We start from the raw sequence: 21,101 nt of genomic DNA on the forward strand, positions 1-21,101 counted from the left end.
GGGTCGTATACCCAAGAATCCGCCAAAGCAAGTTGGGCAAACGCATAAGGTTGGTTTCTTTTCAGGGCCTTACGTATACGTAAGCTTGGAGCGTCTTCTGTGGACCTCAAGCCGCCATCGCGCGACGCGGCGCTCGTAGATAGTCTTCTGATCGCATGTCGATAAGGCGTGAAGCTGTTCGGTCAAAAGCAAAGGCTTCATTGCCTGTGGTTGCGGTGTAGAGCTCGTGCGCTTCGGCATCGGCGGATGCGATCAGCTTGGTGCGCGTGTCATACATTGCGTCGATCAGGGTGATGAAGCGTTTGGCTTCATTGCGTTTCTCCACCCCCATGCGCGGAATGCCATCGATCATCAGCGTGTGGAAATGGTTGCACAGCGCCAGATAGTCCTCTGCGCCCAAGGGCTGAGCGCAAAGCTCATCGAACGAGAAACGGGCCACGCCGTGGGCCTGGTGGTGCACCGGTATGTCGCGGCCTTTCACTGTGACGGTGTAGGTTTCACCATCGTGGTGGTTGGTCAGGCGGCCCCACGCATCATCCATGGCGTGGTCGGAGACGGGGCCAAGCGGATTGTACCAGGTGGGTGCAGCGCCAAGCTTGTCGATCCGGTAGTCTTTGTCGGCATCCAGTTCGAAGATGTCGACATGGCGGTGCAACATCTCCACGAAGGGCATGAAGAGCGCGCGGTTGAGCCCATCTTTGTAGAGCTCAGAGGGTATGACGTTGGACGTGGCCACCAGCACGACGCCGCGTTGAAAGAGCTGGGTGAACAGGCGGCCGAGGATCATCGCATCAGCAATGTCTACAACGTGAAACTCATCAAAGCAGATGAGCATCGACTCGTTGGCGATCGCTTGTGCCACCGGTGGGATCGGGTCGTCTTGTTTTGTGGTGCCCGCTTTCAGCGCTTGGCGGTGGGCGTGAATACGCTCATGCACATCGGCCATAAAGGTGTGAAAATGCGAACGGCGCTTGCGCTTGATGGCGGCAACGTCAAAAAACAGATCCATCAGCATCGTTTTGCCGCGGCCAACTCCACCCCAGAGATAAAGGCCCTTGATGGGTGGAGCGGCGGCTTTGCGTTTGGCGAACAACCAACCGAGCGCGCTTGATTTTCGCGCCAGGCGCAGTTCGGCAAGTTCGGCATTGAGTTGATCAAGCGCCTTGGCGGCTTTGCGCTGAACAGGATCCTCATCCAGTTCCTTGGAGAGGATCATCGTGTTGTAGCGCTCTTCGACCCGCAGGTGCGCGGGCAAGAGCGGAGCGGCTGGCTTGGGTTCGGAGAGACGAGACGAAGCCAAGGTGCGGGTGCCTACCGGAAGAGTGTCAGCGCGTCACCGGAATCCATCTGTCCGGCATATCGGGTCGGTCCGGTGCGATAGAGGCGTCCCATAGGAGCGCCTTCGGTATCACGCAGCAGGACCTGCTGGCCTTCAATCGACCAGGCGGTCAAAGCGGCCATTTGCACATCTGCGCAGTTGCGGGTGGATGCGCGGTACCCACCCTGCCATGTGGTCAGCGACAGGTTGATCGAGCATGTGGCGACCGGCGTGGTGGCTGACCATGCGCCAATCAGATCATCTTCGGTCACCTCGCTCGCACCGCCCGGTGGTTGGGGCAAAGGTGCTGGCTCAAGCGTTGCGGTATCAAACGCGCCATCGACGCGTGATTCTGGGCCGGTGCCTGCGACGTCGTCCAATGATTGGCTCTCAATTGTTGGCTCTTGGCCGAACGTGATCGGTTGCGGCAGACTGTTGGCCGTCACCGTGGTGGTTGGAACCGGTGGCAAGGGGCGAAGCTGGTTTCCGCCGCTCATGCACCCAGCCAAAAACAATGCAGAGACGCAGCTTACAGCGAGCGGCTTTAAGATGGATTTGGCTCGGCCAAATGAAGCGCTTCGTGAAACGAAAGCGCGCGTATCAAAAACCATCAATACTGTTCCTGTGCCATTGCATGCGGATCGTGTGGCCTTGCCGGACCGAACCTGCACTGTATAGCCAAGGGGTTAAGGTGTGCACAACACACCATGTGACCAAGGCTTTCCAGCGACCAATCCGCCGCCAATGACCCAAACATCCAGTCGATGGCTGTTTGGCTAAGGTTCAATCTGTCGATGATTAGGCGGAGTTGGCCATGGGGTTTTCGGCCACGGCATCCATGGCGGTCAGCTCATCCACCAGCGCCTTAACGGGCGTGCGAAGCTCTTCGGCCAGGCGCAGATAGTCGACATAACGCGTGCCTGGCGCATCATCTTTGTCGCTCGTGCTTGGCGGTGTGATATCCCAGTGACGCACATCAATGGTGTCGCCCAAAGCCAGTTTTGTGGCAGCGGGAAGCTTGGCGCCCAGCATAATCACATGATCAATTCGCGGTGCTCCGGCAAACGCGTAAAGCGTCAGTGGTTTCAGTGACAGGCCATTGGTATCCAGTTTCAAGCGCTGCATAGCGCGCACCATCACAGGATCTGATTCGGCTGCATCACTTGTTGTGGCCGAATAGACGCGCAGCGGCATGGGACCGGCAGCATTGCGCACGCAATCGAGCGCCAAAGCTTCTGCCAACATGCCCAAGCCAACGCCTTCTGCGCCGACAAACAAAACACTGCGATCAAACATTGTTCGCCCTTATGGTCCCATTGTTCAGTCAGGATTGGCGCACTTGGACGGGCTTAACTGCCTGCGAATCAAGTGTCTGATTTTGCCGCCCCAGACGCTTCTGATGAGCGGGAGGTATGTCCCAATCTCAACAAAAGTATGACATGACCGATACCGGTTTCTGCTTAGTCCTGCAAGGTGCCGACAAGGGAAGCAACTGTGGATTCATCTTCCAGTTGCATCGCCGCTGCGACTAACGCTACGGCTCGTGGGTGCAGCGGAATATCACCATCGGGGATGGCAATCGACACAACCCCGTCGGCGTCCACGCTCACACAAACCTGATCCGACGGCACATGGGTGCCGTCAGCGTTGGTTGCGGTGATCAGCCGAATGGGCTTGTCGGTTTTGGGTGTCTCACTGGCCATGTTTTACCGTCTCACGGGTGGCTGCATGGCGCAAGCAAGAGACCGAGGCATGCCTAACGCCGGTCAGCGTTGTTGTTCTGCTTGTTAGTGGTCGACCCCGGCATATGCGTCTGCTCCCCAACGCCGTTCCACCGTGCTGTCACGGCGGCAGGACGCACGATAGAACTGATAGCGTAGCGGATTCTTCTGGTAGTAGTTCTGGTGGTATTCCTCGGCTGGCCAGAACTGTGGCGCGTCTACGATTTCGGTGGCCACCATTTCTCCTAGCGCGTCAGATGCATTGGCAGCGGCTGCTTCGGCAGTGGCGCGTTGGTCTTCGTTCAGAACATAGATAGCGGTCGTGTAGGAGTGACCCCGGTCGCAGAACTGGCCGCCATCATCCAGTGGGTCGACAGTGCGGAAGAAGCTGTGGGCAAGTTCTTCATAAGTCACGACTGATGGATCGAAGGTGACTTCCACCGCCTCGCGGTCCCCCGCGCCGACATGGGTTTGATAGGTGGGATTGGGCAGCCGACCGCCGATGTAGCCAGATGTCGTTTCCAGCACGCCTTCGACATGGTCGAAGTCTTTTTCAACGCACCAGAAGCAGCCACCAGCAAAGATCGCGGTTTGGGTGTCACCGCTAGCGCTTGCTGGCGCCTCCGTGATGGTTGATTGGCTGTGTGCGCCGGTGGCAAGTGCGAGCCCTGCCAGGGCGGCGGTGCCAAGGGCCAAAGTGGCGCGACGGTTGAAAAGGGCCATGATCGGTCTCCAAGCAGATTTGGTGATCGGTATATGGGTCTTTTGCGTTCGCCGCGCCAATCGCGTTTCATCACGCCTGCGTTAGCGGTTTGTCAGACCACTTCTTCGGGCAGTGTCGGTGGGGCGGTCTTCTGGCCACGCCCAGACCAGTCGATCCGCTGGGTGGTGAACATGGTCACTGCCAGCACGCCGAAGGCGAAGATAGAGCCAGCCAACAGCGCATAGTCTTCCAGTCGCAGGAAGAGATAGAGCACGCCAAATATCGAAGCGATCAGTGCCACAACGAGCGCGCCATATTTGGTGCTTTCCAGCGATCGTGCGCAATAGGTGCCGATCAACAGAGCTGTGGCCGTGCCCGCCAGAAGGTAGGCGATCACAAAGCCCAAATGTTCGGCCAGTGAGAGCAGCAGGATGTAGAAGAGCACCAGCGCCAGTCCGACAAAAACATATTGCACAACGTGGACGCGTTTACCGGTGCGCACCTCAATGACGAAGACGGAAAGAAACACCACGCCGATGAACAGGATGGCGTATTTCAGCGCTCGGTCGACCAGCGCGTAGTAGTCCACCGGCTGGAAAAAGCGAACGCCGAACGCATCCTGGCCCAGTTGGCCAAGATAGTTGTTGCTGCCCAGCGTGAAGGCGAGCGGCACCGCGCGCGCCAGATGCGGAACGCTCCATTGAGCCGAGAAGCCGACTTCTGGATTGATGGTGCTGGCTTCCGGCAAGGCGGCGCCTGTGAAGGAGGGGTGCGGCCAATTGCTGACGATGGACGCGGTTGTGTCGCGGGCTGTGGGCGCGATGAACAACGAGTCAGACCCGTTGAGCGCCAGATCAATGCGGAAGGTGAAGCCACGCGGGTTCACCAAAAACAGGTTGGGCACATGAATCCCGGTCAAATTGCCGCTTGAGCCGTGTCGGCCATCAAAGCCTGCCTGGTTGGGCAAGGGGCCTTCAATGCCGAGGCTTGGTTCAAAGGCACGGGTGTCCTCATCCATTTGCAAGGTCACTGCATTGCGGATGGCGCGGACCGATGAGATGCCGAGCGACAGCTTCGCCTCCGCCCATCGGAAGCGGGCATCTTGCGCTGTGATGGCGTCGCCCGATGGGGCAGAAAAGCTACCCTCAAAGCTGATGTCAGACCCGTAAACGGTGACATCGAAGATGCCGCGCGAGCGTATCTCGGTGGTGGCATCGGCAGTGATGGTAAGATCATCAGGCAGGAAGATCGCCTCACGTCGCACGGTGACAACGGTTTCTTTGTCATCCACGATGCAAGTCTCATCGATCTCATAGGGCACGGTGACAAACGGGCCAATGAGCCGTTGCGACCCGCCCCAGGTTTGGGCGATCTCGCGGGCCACGTCGCGGGCGCGGTCCTCGCGTTCTGAGACCAACAGCCAAATCAACGAGGCTGGAATAATCAGTAGCAGTGAAAGCACGCCGAGGGTGAAAAACTTGAAGCCCGGCGAGCGCATGAAGCGCCCCGATGCATCAACAAAAGTGGTTGCCATGAAACATGTCGCCTAGAAAATACGCGCCAAAAACATTGCGCGTGCGCCCCGGCGGCGATGGCTAGAGAGCAATTGTGGCAGAGGTTGGCGTTACGTGAGGTAAGACTTGGGAGAGGTTTGGGCGCGCTCGGTTCAGTGGACATGGCCCGCTTAGCCGATAAGGTGGTGAGACAAGGAGCCCTCCCATGCGCTGTGACCATCGCGACCAGATAAAACTCGATTTGCCCGGTGATGATGCCAAACAGGACGCGGTTTGCGAGGCGTGTCAGGACATTGGTGGCACATGGGTGCACCTGCGCATGTGTATGACGTGCGGCAAAATCGGGTGCTGCGATGATAGCCCCAACCGCCACGCCCGCGCTCATGCGGAAACGGATGGCCACCCGATTATCACCTCTTATGAAGTGGGCGAGCGCTGGCGCTACTGCTTTATCGACAACAAACTGGTTTGATCAGACTGGTTTGATTTTCCCGCAGCCAAGCGGTCGGGCCATCGGCCCGGAGCGGGCTGCCATCAAGCACAAGCGGTCGGGCCGCAGGCCCGGAGCCGGGCTGCGGTGAGAGCATGGGAACGCGGGGTGCCGTGACGCATCGCCGAGAAAGGGTAGTGAAGTTCGATGCCGCAAGGCACCCCGCGTGAAGCGTTTTTGGGCGTATCGATCATGCGCTCTGGGTGCCAAGCTATCGTTCCACCCCTACGTGACGCTCCAAGCAAGCAGATTTTCGCCTGTCCTGCCGACGCCGCGCGTACCTACACTGACAGGCCAACGCATGTTCGGTTCTGCCCCCATGGCGTGGTTGGGCCTCTGTTCAGCGTGCCTGTTGCGGTTGGGCCAACGGCCCAGAGCCAAGTACCAAGCGGTTGGGCCAAAGGCCCAGAGCCAGATACCGAGCTGTCGGACCAAGGTCCGGAGCCAGACAAAATGGCGGTCGGACCAAAGGTCCGGAGCCAGACAAAATGGCGGTCGGACCAAAGGTCCGGAGCCAAACAAAATGGCGGTTGGACCAAAGGTCCAGAGCAACAAGGACAGCACGCGTTCCAAGGGGCGCAGAGCAAACCATGCTCGCCGGTCGTGACTCCGGACCACACCGATGGGCGCTTCACCCTTCCACCGGCCTGGGCACGACCCCAAGCTTCCCATGGTGATTGGTGGAAGGTGCGAGGATGATGAGGGAGAAAAATGGGGGTGGGGACAAGGCCGCACGCTATCCCCGCGCCAAGAGCCTACCCCGGACTTGCTCTAGGGGTGAGGACAACATTGGGGGCCGTTCACGACGGTTTCAATTAGGGTATCGATGTAAAGGGGAAGATGACGTACATGTGTTTGTGACTTTGATCGTGGATCATCCGGATTGATGGAGATTGATATGACACCAAAACGGACCACACTCCGTACACTGGCCTTTGTTGCTGGGATGTTGCTTGCCACCCCTGCGTTGGCAGCTTCTTGCATTACCAACCAAGGGCAGTTTGAGGCCTATAAGGCGCAACTGGCGCAACAGGCTGCCTCGTTCGGCGTCGGGCAAAGCGGTTTGCAGGCGCTTCAGCAGGCACGGCTTTCGGGTATCACGTGGCGGTTTGAATCGAACCCAGCCTCACAATCGGGTACGCGCCATCGCAGTCCTGAACAGTTTTTGACCAGCCGGTTTTCCAGCGTCAGTTCTTTTGTTTCCGGTGCTGAGCAAAGGCTGCGGCAGAGCGCGGGGTTCTTTCAGGCCATTGAACAGCGCTACGGCGTGCCCGGGTCCATACTCGTGGCGATCTGGGGGTATGAGACCAGTTGGGGTGGCTACACCGGTGACACGCCCATCGTTTCTGGTGCTGTGACCTTGGCCTCTTATTGCCGTCGTCATCCACGCTTTGAAGATGATGCGATCGCTGCCCTGCAACTGGTGGATCAGGGGCTCATTACCGGCAGCAGCCGCGGTGGTCCTTCTGGTGAGTTGGGGCACATGCAGTTCTTGGCTGGCAATTGGATCCGCTTTGCGGTGGATGGCAGTGGCGATGGCCGCGCTGACCCCAACAATTCGGCTGACGCGCTGGCGACCGCCGCGAACATGCTGCGCAGCAATGGGTGGCAGGCTGGTGGTTCCTTTGCTGAAGGATCAGCCAATTTCCGTGTTTTGTCGGCCTGGAACGACAGCGGCAACTATCAGCGCGCCATTGCCTACGCCGCTGGTTTGATCGGGCAGTAGGCGGGGCGGTCGGTTTCATCCGGACAAAATGTTCAACGAAAAAGCCCCGGAATGCTTTGCATATCCGGGGCCTTGATGATCATTCGGCTTTAGGTCCCGGCTCAGCGTCGCTGTCCGAGGTTTGGTATGGTCGAGTTCTAAACCCGTCTCTCCACCATCATCTTTTTGATCTCGGCAATCGCCTTGGCGGGGTTTAGCCCCTTGGGGCAGGCCTGGGCGCAGTTCATGATCGTGTGGCAGCGATAGAGGCGGAACGGGTCTTCCAGATTGTCCAGCCGCTTGCCGGTTTCCTCATCGCGCGAGTTGATTAGCCAGCGATAGGCCTGAAGCAGAACCGCTGGACCGAGATAGCGGTCGCCATTCCACCAGTAGCTCGGGCAGCTCGTCGAGCAGCAGGCGCAGAGAATGCATTCGTAAAGCCCGTCCAGCTTGGCACGGTCGTCATGGCTCTGCTTCCACTCGCCTTGTGGCTGCGGCGTTGCCGTTTGAAGCCACGGCTCAATGCTCGCGTGCTGGGCGTAGAAGTTGGAAAGGTCCGGCACGAGATCCTTGATCACCTGCATGTGCGGCAGTGGGTAAATCTTCACCGCGCCCGCGCGCACCTCGTCCATGCCCTTGGTGCAGGCAAGCGTGTTGGTACCGTCAATGTTCATCGCGCAAGAGCCGCAAATCCCCTCGCGGCACGAGCGGCGGAAGGTGAGCGTTGGATCGACATTGTTTTTGATCCAGATGAGCGCGTCCAGCACCATCGGCCCGCAATCGTCCATATCGACATAGTAGGTGTCGATGGTCGGGTTGGCCTCATCATCCGGGCTCCAGCGATAGATGCGGAACTCGCGCACATTGCTGGCGCCCTCAGGCTTCGGCCAGGTTTTGCCCTCGCTCATTTGCGAGTTTTTCGGAAGCGTCAGTTGAACCATGGTGTGTCCGTCTCGGTTCTTGAAAAGGGGTTAGCCCAGGCAACTCATGCCGGCATTGATCATTTGATTGCGCACCAGCTCGGCGTCTTCGTTCGTGAAGTCATCTAGCGATTGCACCAGGGTTTCGTCTTCGGTGAGCAGTGCCAGCAAGAAGGTTTGTTGATCGCTTGTCAGCGTCGACGTCGCGTCGTCCTCAATGCAGGCGCAGACGGTTTCGCTCTCATCCATCGCTTGCATGCAAGCTGCTGTGATCTCGCCGGACATCGGTCCCGTTTGCGCCGAAGCCGGAGATAGGGTGTTGGCCAGCAAGATGGCGGCAAAGGTGCAAACCCATTTTCTGAGGTTCGCTCCGTTCCGTTCGTGCCGAACGACCACTGCGCTCATGAGTTAGTACACCCTCGCCTTGGGCTCGATATACGCGATGTCGTTGGACATGGTGTAGGTGTGCACCGGACGGTCATCCAGCTTCACCTGCTTCTCGTCCACATCGACGAAGGCCAGCGTGTGCTTCATCCAATCCTTGTCATCACGCTCGGAGAAATCCTCGCGCGCATGGGCCCCACGGCTTTCTTTACGGTTGGCCGCTGATGTCACCGTCACGACAGCCTGGGAGATGAGGTTCTCATATTCCAGCGTCTCGATAAGATCGGTGTTCCAGATCAGCGAGCGATCAGTGGTTTTGATGTCGTCGGAGGCTGACCAGGTTTGGTTGATCAGCTTCACACCTTCTTCGAGCACCTCACCGGTGCGGAACACCGCGCAATTGTTCTGCATCACGCGCTGCATTTCCAGACGCAGATCAGCGGTGGAGCGAGCGCCATCGGCATAGCGTGCTGCATCGAGACGCGAAAGAGACATCTCGGCGCTGTCGGCGGGCAGCTCGGGGTGCTTTTCGCCGCTGGAAAGCTGCTCAGCGCAGCGCGCACCAGCAGCGCGGCCAAACACCACCAGATCGATCAGCGAGTTGGAACCCAGACGGTTGGCACCATGCACGGAAACGCACGCCGCCTCGCCAATGGCCATCAGGCCGGGCACCACGGTGTCGGCGTCGCCGCCTACTTTGGTGAGCACCTCGCCATGATAGTTGGTTGGAATGCCGCCCATATTGTAGTGAACCGTCGGCAGCACCGGGATCGGTTCTTTGGTGACGTCCACACCGGCAAAAATGCGCGCTGACTCTGAAATGCCGGGCAGGCGCTCGTGCAGAATGTCTGGGTCCAGATGGTCCAGATGCAGGAAGATGTGATCGCCGTTTTTGCCGACGCCACGCCCCTCGCGGATCTCCATGGTCATGGAGCGGGAGACAACATCGCGAGAGGCAAGGTCTTTGGCCGACGGTGCATAGCGCTCCATGAAGCGCTCACCTTCAGAGTTCACCAGATAGCCGCCTTCGCCGCGCGCGCCTTCGGTAATCAGACAGCCGGCGCCGTAAATCCCGGTCGGGTGGAACTGCACGAACTCCATGTCCTGCAAAGGCAGGCCAGCACGCAGTACCATGGCGTTGCCATCACCGGTGCAGGTGTGGGCGGAGGTCGCCGAGAAGTAAGCGCGGCCATAACCGCCGGTGGCAAGCACCGTTTTGTGAGCGCGGAAGCGGTGGATCGAACCATCTTCCATGCACATGGCAACCACGCCGCGGCAGGCGCCTTCGTCCATGATGAGATCGATGGCAAAATACTCAATGAAGAACTCAGAGCTGTTCCGAAGCGCCTGACCGTAAAGCGTGTGCAGAATGGCGTGGCCAGTGCGGTCAGCCGCCGCGCAGGTGCGCTGGGCTGCTGGGCCTTCGCCATACTGTGTGGTCATACCACCGAACGGGCGCTGATAGATTTTGCCCTCTTCGGTGCGCGAGAAGGGTACGCCCCAATGCTCCAGCTCGTAGACGGCTTCGGGCGCATTCTTGCAGAGATACTCGATGGCGTCTTGGTCACCCAGCCAGTCGGACCCCTTCACGGTGTCGTACATGTGCCAGCGCCAGTCGTCCTGGCCCATGTTGCCGAGCGAGGCGGAGATGCCGCCCTGCGCTGCAACCGTGTGCGAGCGGGTGGGGAAAACCTTGGAAATGCAGGCGACCTTGAGGCCGGCCTGTGCAGCGCCGACGACAGCGCGAAGGCCCGCACCGCCTGCGCCAACGACCACCACATCATAGGTGTGATCGGTGATGGGATAGGCATCACCATTCTTGGCCGGGGTGGCTGCTCCGTTTGATGCCATGGGTTAGCCTCCGAAGCTCATTTTCAAGATCGCGTAGATGGATGCTGCCGCGATCACGATGGTGAAAAAGGTGTTGGCGAGAAGCGCCAGAATTTTGGTCAGCTCATTGTGCACATAGTCTTCGATAATGACCTGCATGCCCAGGCGCATATGAATCGCGCCAGAGATGATGACGAGTAGCATGATGATCGCCACGAGCGGTGAACCCATGGTGGCGACAAAGCTAGCATGGCTTGCATCCTGCAAGCCGATGACCATGACCACGAAGAACAACAACAATGGCACATTGGCGAGCGCGGTGACGCGCTGACGCCAGAAATGATCGGTGCCTTCCTTGGCCGAGCCAAGGCCGCGGACGCGGGAGAGGGGGGTGCGCATATCTGCCATTGTGTCTCTCCTAGCGTACGGCGTAGCCGATGATCCAAAGGATCAACGTTAGAGAAAGGGAGCCCGCAAGCGTTGCACGCGCCAGCCAGTTGCGGCCTACCGCATCCAATCCGCGACCGGTATCCCAGATAAAGTGGCGCATACCGCCCAGCATGTGATGCATCAGAGCCCAGGTGAAGCCGAACAGCACAAGGCGCCCCAGCAATGAGCCGAACAGGTCCATCGCGGTGTTGTAGCTCTCAGCGCCCGCCGCTCCGGCCAGAAGCCAATAGACCATGAGAATTGTGCCAACATAAAGCGCTGATCCGGTGATGCGATGCATGATCGACATCATCATCGTGAACAGCGGTCGGTACACTTGCAGGTGCGGAGAAAGCGGCCTGTTGGCCCGCGTATCAGTGTTTGCCATGGCGCGTTGACGTCAAACCTGTTGGGTTGCTTGGAACCTGTTGAGTGAAGCTCCGCGTTGTTGACCCCCGATGGCCCAGCGCACAGCCTGCAAATCGTCCGAATTGCAAAACCGGTTGTAGCGCCGATCCCTGAGTTGGTCGAGCCGACCAAGGTCGAAACTGACCGGGGTTTTTCGTCGCGTTTGCATTACTCTTACGTAAACGTAATATAAGCATCGTTTGGTTCGGCGTTTGTATCGTTTGACAGATGTTTGCTCTTTCTTGCCGAATCACGGCGACGATAGCTGCATGGACCCTTTGATATCGTCATCGTCTGTTGCCTCATTGGATGCGCAGCGCCGTAGGAAACGTCGCCGCAACACCGATCGGTTGTTGGGTTGGGCGTTGCTTGGTTTTCTTGCTGGCGCCGCGTTGGTGTTTGCAGCTTTCAACAGAGATGAGGTGTTGCAAGTAGCCAGTACGTGGTTGGACACGGTGCAAGACTGGCAGGTGCCTGCTGATGCTGCCCATTTTGATGGATGGATCGGGGTCTGCCGAGACCGCGACACGCCAACCTGCGTGATCGATGGAGACACCATTCGGCTTCACAATGAGCGGATCCGACTGGTTGGCATCGATGCGCCGGAGCTTTTTGATTCCGGCTGCGAAGCGGAGCGCGCTTTGGCGCTCAGAGCGCGTGACAGGCTCTCAGAACTTCTTTCTTCTGAGCCGTGGCGCGTTGTTCCGGATGGGACAGATCGGTTTGGTCGCACGTTGGCGAATGTGCGCTTGGAACGCGACTGGGCTGGTAGCGTGCTGGTGCGCGAGGGACTGGCGCAGTGGTACGAAAATGATTGGGACTGGTGCTAGAGCAGTGTGGAGGATCGTTTGTGCTCCATGCGATAGACCCAACCTTCGTGCGTTGTTACCCCTGGAGTTTGCGTGATCGATATTGCCGCCTATGGCGTGATGTTCGCCTCAGCCTTTCTGGCGGCGACCGTTTTCCCCGCGCAATCAGAACTGGTCTTGATTGGCTTTCTCACCGCTGGGGAGCATTCGGTTGCCGGCATGCTCTTGGTGGCGAGCATCGGCAATGTGCTTGGCTCGGTGGTCAACTACTATCTGGGTGTTGGCCTCCAAAGCTTTCGAAGTCGGCGTTGGTTTCCGGCCAGCGAGGCCCAGCTGGCGCGGGCGCGGACCTTTTACCACCGTTGGGGTCGGTGGTCGCTCTTGCTGGCGTGGACACCTGTGATTGGTGACCCGCTGACGGTGATCGCCGGGGTCATGCGCGAGCCGCTTTGGAGTTTTCTGGTGTTGGTGACCCTTTCAAAGGTGAGCCGTTATCTTGCGCTTGCGGCCATCACACTGCAGGTGGTGTGAGGTTTGTCTGCCTGATCTTTTAGGGTCATTCACCCCTAGGGTTGACTGATCGCATTGCTTGGAGTTATTCACCCGCATGGTTGAACGAACTGCATCGGATACCTTAAGCGATGTTCTCAAAGCGGCGAGTGATCCAACACGTCGGGCCATTTTGACCCTTTTGGCGCAAAACGGCCCCATGCGGGTGACGGACATTCACCGCCAGTTCGATATGAGCCTCAACTCGATCTCCAAGCACATCAAAGTGCTTGAGCGGGCTGAGCTTGTTGTTCGCCGCACTGACTGGCGGGAGCATCTTATTGAGCTGCAAATGGGGCCGCTGTCGCGTGTGGATGATTGGTTCGCTGCCCTGCGCTCCATCTGGGATCTCCGGTTGGAAGCGCTTGACGAACTGATGACCCATGGAGCCAAAGACGATGACTGACCTGACCCTTACCGTCGAACGCACGATCAACGCTTCGCAGCAAGACGTTTTCAATGCCTGGTTGAACCCGGACATGCTGCGCAAATTCATGATGCCTGCGCCTGGTATGAGCGTTCCCGCCGCCTCCAGCGACCCCAAGGTTGGCGGGCGTTTTGATTTGGTGATGCAGGCGGGCGATGACCAAATTCCTCATGCAGGCACCTACAAGGAAATCGATCCACACGAGCGCATCGTCTTCACTTGGGAGAGCCCGTTTTCGGTGGACGACAGCATGGTGACGCTGATCTTCGCTCCCAAGGATGGCCGCACGCACGTCACGCTGACCCATGTGCGGTTTGCCGATGAGCAAGCGCGCGACAATCATCAGGGCGGGTGGACTGGTATCTTGGAGGCGTTGGGCATGCAGTTCAGCTAGGAGAGGCTATCTCTCTGTTTGTTGCGGGCATGGACTTGTTAAGCGGGAAACCAAGTAAGGCGACGCTGATCGATGGCCCGGTCAACGGGTGGTTGGCGGCACTGTGATGCGAGTGGTGCAAAGTATTCTCTAGGCGTCTCATTGTGCTCGACCGATGACCGGTTCGTCAGCTTGGACAGTATGTCAGACCTGAAGGGAAAGACTGTTCGGTGCGATGTCGATTGCGTCAGATCGGGAGCAGAAAGTGCTTCACAAAGCGGATGATGCCGGTGGTCGTTCCGCCCTCGCGGGTCGGCGAGGTGTCTCGCAAATAGTGCCCGGCCTTGTCCCAGCACAAATTGTAGCTGCTCAAAAACGTGTTGCGGATGTCGAGCTTGGCATCGACGAAGAAGCGGATGGGCGCCGTCCAGGCGACAAGCAAGGCTGGGTCGAAGGGGCGATTGCCGGATCGTTCCGCGCTGGTCACCGGCTTGGCTTTGGTTTTGAAGTAAAGTGTTCCCGGGCCTTTGGCATAGTAGTGGAAGATGCGGCCGAAATAGAGGGTTGTTACGCTCATCGATGCCAGCCGACCGAAGTCAACGGTGTCGGAAAACCCGACCAGGTCAGGGAAGCGGAAGAATACCCGCTCGCCAGGTTTCAATGTCCACTCGATCAACTGGTTGGGCGCCTCGACGTTGAGCTTCACCGAATGGTCGGTTCGCGCCGTGCGTTTGCCGGGCACGTGTAGGAACGAGAACCGGCGTGACAGCAGCCGAGTGATGAGAAAGCGCAGACCCAGCACAAAACTGCGCGCTTTCTTCGGTCCTGAGATTTGGACACTGCCATAGGCATAGAACCGATCATCCCGGACATCCTTGCGCACCAGGATCTCAGTTTTCTTCACCTTCAAGGTGCCTTGGCCCGACTTGGATGGATCTTCGGTAAAGTGTGCGGACATGCTGTGTTTGCCTGCGGGATCAAACAGCACCCGTGCAAACACCATGAGGAAGGTCTTCAGCAGAAGGATGCCGCTGTAGAGCAAAAGCAAGTAAGATGCGAAGCGATAGATCGCGAACGCGCCGCTGTTGGCGGTTTGGGTTGTGCGTTTGGCTTGGTCCAGACGGTGTGTGACCGCTGCTTTTGCCGCTGCCTCATAGCCCTCAACGTCGCCTTCAAACTCTGTTGCTAGGGCGTTCAACTCTTGGTCGAGATCACGGATCGCGGCGGTTCGTGACTTTTGGTACGACGCGTTGGCCATGGAGCGAAGCCCATTGCCAATAGGACAGACCACGATGTCCCAGCCGCAGCGCTTGTGGCGTGTGCCTGGCAGGCGCCCGGCTGTTGTCTCTTCAATGCGCCCAACGATGGCATCGGGCGCGTTGTCGGTGGCTTGGTTTGATGCGCGAACAGCCTCATTGATTGCTTGGTTGAGCTGGTTCTCCATTTGCGCGTATTGCGCGTCCAGATAGCTCTGCAGCGTGCTTTCAAGCGTGGCATGGCCACGCGGTATACAACGCTGCTCAATCTGCGTCCCGGAGCTTGTGAGGATCGCCACTTCGACTACGAAGTCCGGCTCAAGTTGACACATGAGCGCGTTTTCAGCGCGGCCAGCCAAAAACGAATAGACAAAGGTCATCACAATGAACACCGCGAGCACTGGCCACCACAGCCCAACGGTCGGCTTGAAGGTCTCCCAAATGCGCTTGCCGCCAAGGGCTTTGGCCATGGTGCGGTTGTCACGGTAGGCCATGAAGATCAATCGCATCAGCGCGATGGAAAAAACGAACACGGCCACCTTGCCCAGGGATGGTGCATAGCCATTCAAGACCTGACCGAACAACGTCACCGGCTCGCCAGGCCATGGGGTGTCGATCGGCACGGTTGCGAGCCAATAGGTTTCAGTGACGCTGTAGATGGTGGCATCAACAAGAAGCAGTGCGACAAAGGCCAAGAACGACGTTGATAGGATGCGTCCGAAGCTGACGAACAGCAGCATCATGATCGTGCAGAGCGCAACGTGGGCATAATAGAGTGGCAGGTAGATGAAGTCGGCAGCACTGTTGTCGCTGAACAGGAACACAAAACAGCTCAGCGCCAATGATACGGTGGCCAGAGCAAAGACCCGCGAACGAAGTCTCCATGCGAGCCAGACCGCTAATGCGGTGCAAACGGTGTAAAGGCCCAGCGGTTCAGCGATGAGGCTGCGTTGCTCAGCCAGCAGATAAGTGGCGCTGTCGGACAAGCCGAGCCATCCCAAAATGGGGTGGGAGTTGGTGCCCGTGATGATGGGGATCCAGGATAAGAACGTTAGAAACCAGGCGAGTTCAGTGAGCTTTTCTTGGGAAGCATCGCCCAAAGCTGAGCGGCTTTGTACGGAGGCCTTGGCTGATGCTGCCTGTTGCATACTTTATGCCTTTGCGGTGGGCTCAGTGGCAGATTGGTGCATCGTGCGCTTTGACCATCTGTTTTGGATCGCCCGGGCGATGGGCAAAGGTTAGCTTTGTCTCGAGAACGCGCAACTCTTTTTCTGAGCTCCGAAGTATTGCGAGCATCTGTGTGGTCACAACAAAAAAAGCCCGGCTGATGAGCCGGGCTTTGATATCTTTGAGCAGGAACAGTGAGCTTTAGAGAACGGCTTTCACTTCTTCCAACTGGGCCAGCTTGGTTTCAGCAGCCGTTTTGGCCGCATCGTCTTTGGCGTCTGCGGCATCTTCACGGGCATCCTGGATGGCTTGATCCAGTGAGGCCATGTCCATATCGGCGACGCGCTGCGCTTCTTCCGCCAGAAGGGTCAGCCCTTCAGGATTGGCGTCGGCAAAACCGCCACGCACGAAGATACGGTCGGTCGAGCCATCCGCCATCGTCACTTCCAACACGCCAGGTTTCAGCGTGGAGAGAAACGGTGCATGGTTGGCAAGCACGGTGAACTGACCTTCAGCACCAGGCACAACAACCTGGGTTGCTTCACCGGTCACCAATTGGCGTTCCGGTGAAACCAGTTCAAAGGGAAAGGCGTCTGCCATTGCGGTGCGCTTTCTCGGTTAGGCTGCTTCAGCCAGTTTCTGCGCTTTGGCCACGGCATCATCAATGGTGCCGACCATGTAGAACGCAGCTTCTGGCAGGTGATCATATTCGCCATCAACAACCGCCTTGAACGAGCGGATTGTGTCTTCAAGCGAAACGAAGATGCCGGGTGAGCCGGTGAAGACTTCGGCCACAAAGAATGGTTGTGACAGGAAGCGCTCAATTTTACGGGCGCGGGCCACAGTCAGTTTATCTTCTTCTGACAGCTCATCCATGCCGAGAATGGCAATGATGTCTTGCAGCGACTTGTAGCGCTGGAGCATTTCTTGGACGCCACGTGCGACTTCATAGTGCTCATCGCCAATGATCTGCGGGTCGAGCATACGTGAGGTGGAGTCCAGCGGATCCACAGCCGGATAAATGCCCTTTTCAGAGATCGCGCGGTTTAGCACGGTCGTCGCATCCAAGTGAGCGAACGAGGTGGCAGGCGCCGGATCGGTCAAGTCATCGGCAGGTACGTAAATGGCTTGCACCGAGGTCACAGACCCTTTGGTGGTGGTGGTGATGCGCTCTTGCAGGGCGCCCATGTCGGTGGCCAGCGTTGGCTGATAGCCCACAGCCGATGGAATACGACCTAGAAGCGCCGACACCTCAGAGCCTGCCTGGGTGAAGCGGAAGATGTTATCGACAAAGAACAGCACGTCCTGGCCTTCATCACGGAACTGTTCAGCGATGGTCAGACCCGACAGTGCCACACGGGCACGGGCACCAGGAGGCTCGTTCATCTGGCCGAACACGAGAGCCGCTTTTGAGCCTTCGCCGCCACCTTCTTTGTTCACGCCGGATTCGATCATCTCCCAGTAAAGGTCGTTGCCTTCACGGGTGCGCTCACCCACGCCAGCGAACACGGAGTAACCACCGTGCGCCTTAGCGACGTTGTTGATGAGTTCCTGAATAAGAACGGTTTTGCCAACACCAGCACCGCCGAAGAGGCCGATCTTACCGCCACGGGCGTAAGGGGCCAAAAGGTCGACAACCTTAATGCCGGTGACCAGAATTTCAGCTTCCGTCGACTGCTCGGAGAAGGATGGAGCCGGCGCGTGAATGGGACGGGTCGTCTCGTGTGCGACAGGGCCGGCATCATCGATGGGCTCGCCGATCACGTTCATGATGCGGCCGAGTGTTCCGGTGCCCACTGGCACTTGGATTGGTGCGCCCGTGTCGGACACCGGCTGGCCGCGAACCAAACCTTCTGAGGTGTCCATAGCGATACAGCGTACGGCGTTTTCGCCAAGGTGCTGCGCCACTTCCAAGACGAGGCGGTTGCCATTGTTGTCGGTTTCAAGTGCGTTCAGGATCGGCGGCAGTTCGCCATCGAACTGCACGTCAACGACGGCCCCGATCACCTGATATACGCGCCCTGTTGCATCTGCCATGAGAAGCTCCACTAAGGTAGTTGTTTAGAGCGCTTCAGCGCCCGAAATAATTTCGATCAGTTCTTTGGTAATCTGGGCTTGGCGCTGCCTGTTGTAGGAGAGCGTCAGTCCATCAATCATTTCACCCGCATTGCGGGTTGCGTTGTCCATGGCGGCCATGCGCGCGCCTTGTTCAGATGCTGCGTTTTCAAGCAGTGCTTTGAACACTTGGACAGTGAGGTTGCGCGGCAAGAGATCATCCAAAATGGCGTTCTCGTCCGGCTCATACTCATAGAAAATCGGGTCTTCAGACACTTCAAACTTGGCCGGGATGAGCTGGTGCGCCGTTGGCACCTGTGAAATCACCGATTTGAAGGCTGCGTAGTACAGCGTGCAGACATCGAATTCGCCAGCTTCAAACATCTCCATGATTTTGGTGGAGACTTCTTCAGCTTGGACATAGCCGACCGACTTCACGCCGCGAAACTCAATCGTATCGACAATGCGAGAGGCCATATCGCGTTTGAGCTGATCGTGACCTTTCTTGCCGACAGTGAGCAGTTTCACCTCTTTGCCTTCGTCAATCAGCTTACGCGCTTCTTGGCGTGCAAGGCGAACGATGGACGAGTTGAAACCGCCGCAAAGGCCGCGCTCGGCCGTCGCAACAACCAGCAGATGGACCTTGTCTGAGCCGGTACCGGCAATCAGTGGCGATGCTCCTTCACCACCACCGGACATCTGACCGGCAGCGAGATTGGAGAGAACGGCGCTCATCTTATCGGCATAGGGCCGAGCAGCCTCAGCAGATGTTTGTGCGCGGCGCAACTTGGCCGCCGCAACCATCTGCATGGCTTTGGTGATCTTGCGCGTCGCCGTCACAGACGCGATGCGATTGCGCAGGTCCTTCAACGATGGCATTGGGCCTTAAGCCTCCACGTACGTCTTCAGCTTAAGCGAAGTTCTTCAGGAATTCATCGAGGGTGGAACGCAGCTTGGCGTCAACCTCATCGGAAACCTTGGCTTCATCGCGAATGGTGTTGAGAACATCGCCATGCTTGTCGCGCATTAGGCCGAGGAACTTCTGCTCGAAGTCACCAACCTGAGACACATCAACCTTATCGAGATAGCCATTCACACCAGCGAAGATGACAACGACTTGCTCTTCGGTTTTCAGCGGCGAGAACTGTGGCTGCTTCAACAATTCGGTCAAGCGTGCGCCGCGTGCCAGCAATTGCTGGGTGGTGGCATCGAGGTCGGAACCGAACTGCGCAAAGGCCGCCATCTCGCGGTACTGAGCAAGCTCACCCTTAATCTTACCGGCGACCTGTTTCATGGCCTTCACCTGCGCGGCAGAGCCCACACGTGACACCGACAGACCAACGTTCACGGCTGGGCGGATACCTTGGAAGAAGAGATCACTCTCCAAGAAGATCTGACCATCGGTAATCGAAATCACGTTGGTTGGGATAAACGCAGACACGTCGTTGCCTTGCGTTTCGATCACAGGAAGCGCGGTGAGCGACCCTGAGCCGAAATCATCGTTCATCTTCGCAGCACGCTCGAGCAAGCGGGAATGGAGATAGAACACATCGCCTGGGAACGCTTCGCGGCCTGGTGGGCGACGCAGAAGCAAAGACATCTGGCGGTAAGAGACGGCCTGTTTGGACAGATCGTCATAAGCGATCACAGCGTGCATACCGTTATCGCGGAAATATTCGCCCATGGCGCAACCAGCAAACGGTGCAATGAACTGCATCGGCGCCGGATCAGAGGCGGTTGCGGCAATCACAATGGAATATTCCATCGCGCCGCGCTCTTCGAGAATTTTCACCAGCTGCGCAACGGTGGAGCGCTTCTGGCCGACCGCGACGTAGACGCAATAGAGCTTCTTGCTCTCATCATCGCCATCGTTGAGCGGCTTCTGGTTGAGGAAGGTGTCGAGGATGATCGCGGTTTTACCGGTTTGACGGTCACCAATGATCAGCTCGCGCTGGCCACGGCCAATCGGGATCAAGGCATCCACGGCTTTGAGGCCGGTAGACATGGGCTCATGCACCGATTTGCGTGGGATGATGCCTGGCGCTTTGACGTCCACCTGACGCATTTCAGCGCCTTCGATGGGGCCTTTGCCGTCAATGGGGTTGCCAAGGCCATCGACAACGCGGCCGAGCAGTCCTTTGCCGACCGGCACTTCCACAATGTTACCGGTACGCTTGACCGTATCGCCTTCTTTAATGCCGCGGTCATCGCCGAACAACACAACGCCGACATTGTCGCTTTCCAGGTTCAAGGCCATGCCCTGAATACCGCCTGGGAATTCGACCATTTCACCGGCCTGCACCTTATCGAGGCCATAGACGCGGGCGATACCATCACCGACGGACAGCACCTGTCCGACTTCCGTCACTTCGGCTTCTTTGCCAAAGCTTGCGATCTGATCCTTCAGGATTGCAGAAATTTCAGCGGCGCGAAGTTCCATCAGCCAGCCTCTTTCATAGCATATTTCAATTGGTTGAGTTTTGTCTTCAAGGACGTGTCGATCATCCGCGAACCGACCTTCACAACAAGGCCGCCGAGGATGGAGGGGTCAACTGTCTCGCTGAGCGTGACGTTGCTGCCCAATTTTTCTTTCAAGGATGCCGATAGCTCCTTGCGCTGCGCTGCGGTGAGCGCGATGGCCGATGTGACCTCGGCGGAAATCTCGCCGCGGTTTTCAGCTGCCATCTGTTTGAAGGCTTTGATCATGCCAGGTAGGGCAAACAGCCGCCGATTGTCGGCAACCACGCCAACAAACTGCGCGGTCAAGTCTTTGGCACCGGCCTTGTCCAAAACGGCGGCCATTGCTTTGCCCTGGGCTTCTTTGGTGAAAGCAGGGCTTTCGACCAAACGCCGCAAGTCGGCGCTTTCATCAAGAAGGGTTTGAATGCCATCAAGATCGGATTCGACGGCGTCGATGGCTTTGGCGCCATCGGCAAGCTCAAACAGCGCTGCAGCGTAACGTCCTGCAACACCGGAAGTCAGGGATGATGACGACAATGGAGCCCCAGCTGGTAAGTCGGATGTGACGAGGTTAGCGAGGGGT

General features: G+C 57.9%; 23 protein-coding genes. 6 read left to right on the forward strand and 17 right to left on the reverse strand.

All coding sequences use genetic code 11. The annotated features are described in order from the left end of the window. Nucleotides 1-106: 106 nt before the first annotated feature. The 6 genes from zapE to creD form a co-directional block, all read right to left on the reverse strand. On the reverse strand, nt 107-1,300 hold the full coding sequence (gene zapE / locus ABWH92_RS07040; RefSeq protein WP_375573395.1) for a cell division protein ZapE: 1,194 nt from the start codon (nt 1,298-1,300) through the stop codon (nt 107-109). Nucleotides 1,301-1,311: 11 nt separating this feature from the next. Beyond that, nucleotides 1,312-1,815 (reverse strand): AprI/Inh family metalloprotease inhibitor, encoded by a 504-nt coding sequence (locus ABWH92_RS07045; RefSeq protein WP_375573397.1) that lies wholly within the window; start codon nt 1,813-1,815, stop codon nt 1,312-1,314. A gap of 301 nt (nt 1,816-2,116) precedes the next feature. After that, the gene (locus ABWH92_RS07050) at nt 2,117-2,614 is read right to left on the reverse strand and encodes a hypothetical protein (RefSeq protein WP_375573399.1); all 498 of its coding nucleotides are present in this window, start codon (nt 2,612-2,614) and stop codon (nt 2,117-2,119) included. Nucleotides 2,615-2,778: 164 nt separating this feature from the next. Next, nucleotides 2,779-3,021 (reverse strand): hypothetical protein, encoded by a 243-nt coding sequence (locus ABWH92_RS07055; protein WP_375573401.1) that lies wholly within the window; start codon nt 3,019-3,021, stop codon nt 2,779-2,781. A gap of 84 nt (nt 3,022-3,105) precedes the next feature. Next, complete coding sequence (gene msrA, locus ABWH92_RS07060) at nt 3,106-3,762, reverse strand: peptide-methionine (S)-S-oxide reductase MsrA (protein ID WP_375573403.1); 657 nt, start codon at nt 3,760-3,762, stop codon at nt 3,106-3,108. Between the two features lie 92 nt (nt 3,763-3,854). Further along, nucleotides 3,855-5,276, reverse strand: coding sequence for a cell envelope integrity protein CreD (gene creD, locus ABWH92_RS07065; RefSeq protein WP_375573405.1), 1,422 nt, complete (start codon nt 5,274-5,276; stop codon nt 3,855-3,857). 185 nt (nt 5,277-5,461) lie between these two features. Here creD and ABWH92_RS07070 point away from each other — a divergent pair, with 185 nt between their 5' ends. Then, nucleotides 5,462-5,728: a UBP-type zinc finger domain-containing protein gene (locus tag ABWH92_RS07070; protein WP_375573407.1), complete on the forward strand. Its 267-nt coding sequence runs from the start codon at nt 5,462-5,464 to the stop codon at nt 5,726-5,728. Between the two features lie 916 nt (nt 5,729-6,644). After that, entirely contained in the window at nt 6,645-7,472 is an 828-nt protein-coding gene (locus tag ABWH92_RS07075) for a lytic transglycosylase domain-containing protein (RefSeq protein ID WP_375573409.1), read from the forward strand. 137 nt (nt 7,473-7,609) lie between these two features. On the opposite strand, the gene ABWH92_RS07080 is transcribed toward ABWH92_RS07075, so the two are convergent. The 5 genes from ABWH92_RS07080 to sdhC are packed head-to-tail and all read right to left on the reverse strand — an operon-like array spanning nt 7,610 to nt 11,402. After that, nucleotides 7,610-8,392, reverse strand: coding sequence for a succinate dehydrogenase iron-sulfur subunit (locus tag ABWH92_RS07080; protein ID WP_375573411.1), 783 nt, complete (start codon nt 8,390-8,392; stop codon nt 7,610-7,612). A 30-nt stretch (nt 8,393-8,422) separates the two neighbouring features. Further along, entirely contained in the window at nt 8,423-8,776 is a 354-nt protein-coding gene (locus tag ABWH92_RS07085; RefSeq protein WP_375573413.1) for a hypothetical protein, read from the reverse strand. 3 nt (nt 8,777-8,779) lie between these two features. Then, nucleotides 8,780-10,606 (reverse strand): succinate dehydrogenase flavoprotein subunit, encoded by a 1,827-nt coding sequence (gene sdhA / locus ABWH92_RS07090; protein ID WP_375573415.1) that lies wholly within the window; start codon nt 10,604-10,606, stop codon nt 8,780-8,782. A 3-nt stretch (nt 10,607-10,609) separates the two neighbouring features. Next, the gene (gene sdhD / locus ABWH92_RS07095; RefSeq protein WP_375573417.1) at nt 10,610-10,993 is read right to left on the reverse strand and encodes a succinate dehydrogenase, hydrophobic membrane anchor protein; all 384 of its coding nucleotides are present in this window, start codon (nt 10,991-10,993) and stop codon (nt 10,610-10,612) included. A 10-nt stretch (nt 10,994-11,003) separates the two neighbouring features. Beyond that, nucleotides 11,004-11,402: a succinate dehydrogenase, cytochrome b556 subunit gene (gene sdhC, locus ABWH92_RS07100; protein ID WP_375573419.1), complete on the reverse strand. Its 399-nt coding sequence runs from the start codon at nt 11,400-11,402 to the stop codon at nt 11,004-11,006. Nucleotides 11,403-11,691: 289 nt separating this feature from the next. Between sdhC and ABWH92_RS07105 the strand changes: the two genes are divergently transcribed. The 4 genes from ABWH92_RS07105 (at nt 11,692) to ABWH92_RS07120 (ending at nt 13,601) form a co-directional block, all read left to right on the forward strand. Further along, the gene (locus tag ABWH92_RS07105) at nt 11,692-12,252 is read left to right on the forward strand and encodes a thermonuclease family protein (protein ID WP_375573421.1); all 561 of its coding nucleotides are present in this window, start codon (nt 11,692-11,694) and stop codon (nt 12,250-12,252) included. A 72-nt stretch (nt 12,253-12,324) separates the two neighbouring features. Continuing rightward, on the forward strand, nt 12,325-12,762 hold the full coding sequence (locus tag ABWH92_RS07110; protein WP_375573423.1) for a YqaA family protein: 438 nt from the start codon (nt 12,325-12,327) through the stop codon (nt 12,760-12,762). A gap of 76 nt (nt 12,763-12,838) precedes the next feature. Then, the gene (locus tag ABWH92_RS07115; protein WP_375573425.1) at nt 12,839-13,186 is read left to right on the forward strand and encodes an ArsR/SmtB family transcription factor; all 348 of its coding nucleotides are present in this window, start codon (nt 12,839-12,841) and stop codon (nt 13,184-13,186) included. Then, a complete protein-coding gene (locus ABWH92_RS07120; RefSeq protein ID WP_375573427.1) occupies nt 13,179-13,601 on the forward strand; it encodes an SRPBCC domain-containing protein in 423 nt (140 codons plus the stop codon). Before ABWH92_RS07115 ends, ABWH92_RS07120 begins: the two co-directional genes overlap by 8 nt. Before the next feature lie 226 nt (nt 13,602-13,827). Here ABWH92_RS07120 and ABWH92_RS07125 read toward each other — a convergent pair whose 3' ends face one another. From ABWH92_RS07125 to ABWH92_RS07150, 6 genes are all read right to left on the reverse strand, one after another. After that, on the reverse strand, nt 13,828-15,984 hold the full coding sequence (locus ABWH92_RS07125; protein ID WP_375573429.1) for a hypothetical protein: 2,157 nt from the start codon (nt 15,982-15,984) through the stop codon (nt 13,828-13,830). Between the two features lie 220 nt (nt 15,985-16,204). Next, the gene (locus ABWH92_RS07130; RefSeq protein ID WP_375573430.1) at nt 16,205-16,603 is read right to left on the reverse strand and encodes a F0F1 ATP synthase subunit epsilon; all 399 of its coding nucleotides are present in this window, start codon (nt 16,601-16,603) and stop codon (nt 16,205-16,207) included. Nucleotides 16,604-16,621: 18 nt separating this feature from the next. Next, nucleotides 16,622-18,040, reverse strand: coding sequence for a F0F1 ATP synthase subunit beta (atpD, locus tag ABWH92_RS07135; protein ID WP_375573432.1), 1,419 nt, complete (start codon nt 18,038-18,040; stop codon nt 16,622-16,624). Nucleotides 18,041-18,064: 24 nt separating this feature from the next. Further along, nucleotides 18,065-18,937 carry a F0F1 ATP synthase subunit gamma gene (locus ABWH92_RS07140; protein WP_375573433.1) on the reverse strand — a complete coding sequence of 291 codons (873 nt, stop codon included), beginning with the start codon at nt 18,935-18,937 and terminating at the stop codon, nt 18,065-18,067. A 31-nt stretch (nt 18,938-18,968) separates the two neighbouring features. Further along, nucleotides 18,969-20,498 carry a F0F1 ATP synthase subunit alpha gene (gene atpA, locus ABWH92_RS07145; protein WP_375573435.1) on the reverse strand — a complete coding sequence of 510 codons (1,530 nt, stop codon included), beginning with the start codon at nt 20,496-20,498 and terminating at the stop codon, nt 18,969-18,971. Beyond that, nucleotides 20,498-21,055, reverse strand: a complete 558-nt coding sequence (locus tag ABWH92_RS07150; RefSeq protein ID WP_375573436.1) for a F0F1 ATP synthase subunit delta — start codon at nt 21,053-21,055, stop codon at nt 20,498-20,500. The genes atpA and ABWH92_RS07150 overlap by 1 nt, the downstream gene beginning before the upstream one ends. Nucleotides 21,056-21,101: the final 46 nt, after the last annotated feature.

Source organism: Ahrensia marina, assembly GCF_042140245.1.
Lineage (GTDB): Bacteria > Pseudomonadota > Alphaproteobacteria > Rhizobiales > MH13 > MH13.

Excerpts from the sequence above, each read along its gene's own strand:
- ABWH92_RS07045 (WP_375573397.1), bottom strand. The coding sequence starts at position 1,815 with ATGAGCGGCGGAAACCAGCTTCGCCCCTTGCCACCGGTTCCAACCACC.
- ABWH92_RS07050 (WP_375573399.1), bottom strand. The coding sequence starts at position 2,614 with ATGTTTGATCGCAGTGTTTTGTTTGTCGGCGCAGAAGGCGTTGGCTTG.
- ABWH92_RS07055 (WP_375573401.1), bottom strand. The coding sequence starts at position 3,021 with ATGGCCAGTGAGACACCCAAAACCGACAAGCCCATTCGGCTGATCACC.
- msrA (WP_375573403.1), bottom strand. The coding sequence starts at position 3,762 with ATGGCCCTTTTCAACCGTCGCGCCACTTTGGCCCTTGGCACCGCCGCC.
- creD (WP_375573405.1), bottom strand. The coding sequence starts at position 5,276 with ATGGCAACCACTTTTGTTGATGCATCGGGGCGCTTCATGCGCTCGCCG.
- ABWH92_RS07070 (WP_375573407.1), top strand. The coding sequence starts at position 5,462 with ATGCGCTGTGACCATCGCGACCAGATAAAACTCGATTTGCCCGGTGAT.
- ABWH92_RS07075 (WP_375573409.1), top strand. The coding sequence starts at position 6,645 with ATGACACCAAAACGGACCACACTCCGTACACTGGCCTTTGTTGCTGGG.
- ABWH92_RS07080 (WP_375573411.1), bottom strand. The coding sequence starts at position 8,392 with ATGGTTCAACTGACGCTTCCGAAAAACTCGCAAATGAGCGAGGGCAAA.
- ABWH92_RS07085 (WP_375573413.1), bottom strand. The coding sequence starts at position 8,776 with ATGAGCGCAGTGGTCGTTCGGCACGAACGGAACGGAGCGAACCTCAGA.
- sdhA (WP_375573415.1), bottom strand. The coding sequence starts at position 10,606 with ATGGCATCAAACGGAGCAGCCACCCCGGCCAAGAATGGTGATGCCTAT.
- sdhD (WP_375573417.1), bottom strand. The coding sequence starts at position 10,993 with ATGGCAGATATGCGCACCCCCCTCTCCCGCGTCCGCGGCCTTGGCTCG.
- sdhC (WP_375573419.1), bottom strand. The coding sequence starts at position 11,402 with ATGGCAAACACTGATACGCGGGCCAACAGGCCGCTTTCTCCGCACCTG.
- ABWH92_RS07105 (WP_375573421.1), top strand. The coding sequence starts at position 11,692 with ATGGACCCTTTGATATCGTCATCGTCTGTTGCCTCATTGGATGCGCAG.
- ABWH92_RS07115 (WP_375573425.1), top strand. The coding sequence starts at position 12,839 with ATGGTTGAACGAACTGCATCGGATACCTTAAGCGATGTTCTCAAAGCG.
- ABWH92_RS07120 (WP_375573427.1), top strand. The coding sequence starts at position 13,179 with ATGACTGACCTGACCCTTACCGTCGAACGCACGATCAACGCTTCGCAG.
- ABWH92_RS07125 (WP_375573429.1), bottom strand. The coding sequence starts at position 15,984 with ATGCAACAGGCAGCATCAGCCAAGGCCTCCGTACAAAGCCGCTCAGCT.
- ABWH92_RS07130 (WP_375573430.1), bottom strand. The coding sequence starts at position 16,603 with ATGGCAGACGCCTTTCCCTTTGAACTGGTTTCACCGGAACGCCAATTG.
- atpD (WP_375573432.1), bottom strand. The coding sequence starts at position 18,040 with ATGGCAGATGCAACAGGGCGCGTATATCAGGTGATCGGGGCCGTCGTT.
- ABWH92_RS07140 (WP_375573433.1), bottom strand. The coding sequence starts at position 18,937 with ATGCCATCGTTGAAGGACCTGCGCAATCGCATCGCGTCTGTGACGGCG.
- atpA (WP_375573435.1), bottom strand. The coding sequence starts at position 20,498 with ATGGAACTTCGCGCCGCTGAAATTTCTGCAATCCTGAAGGATCAGATC.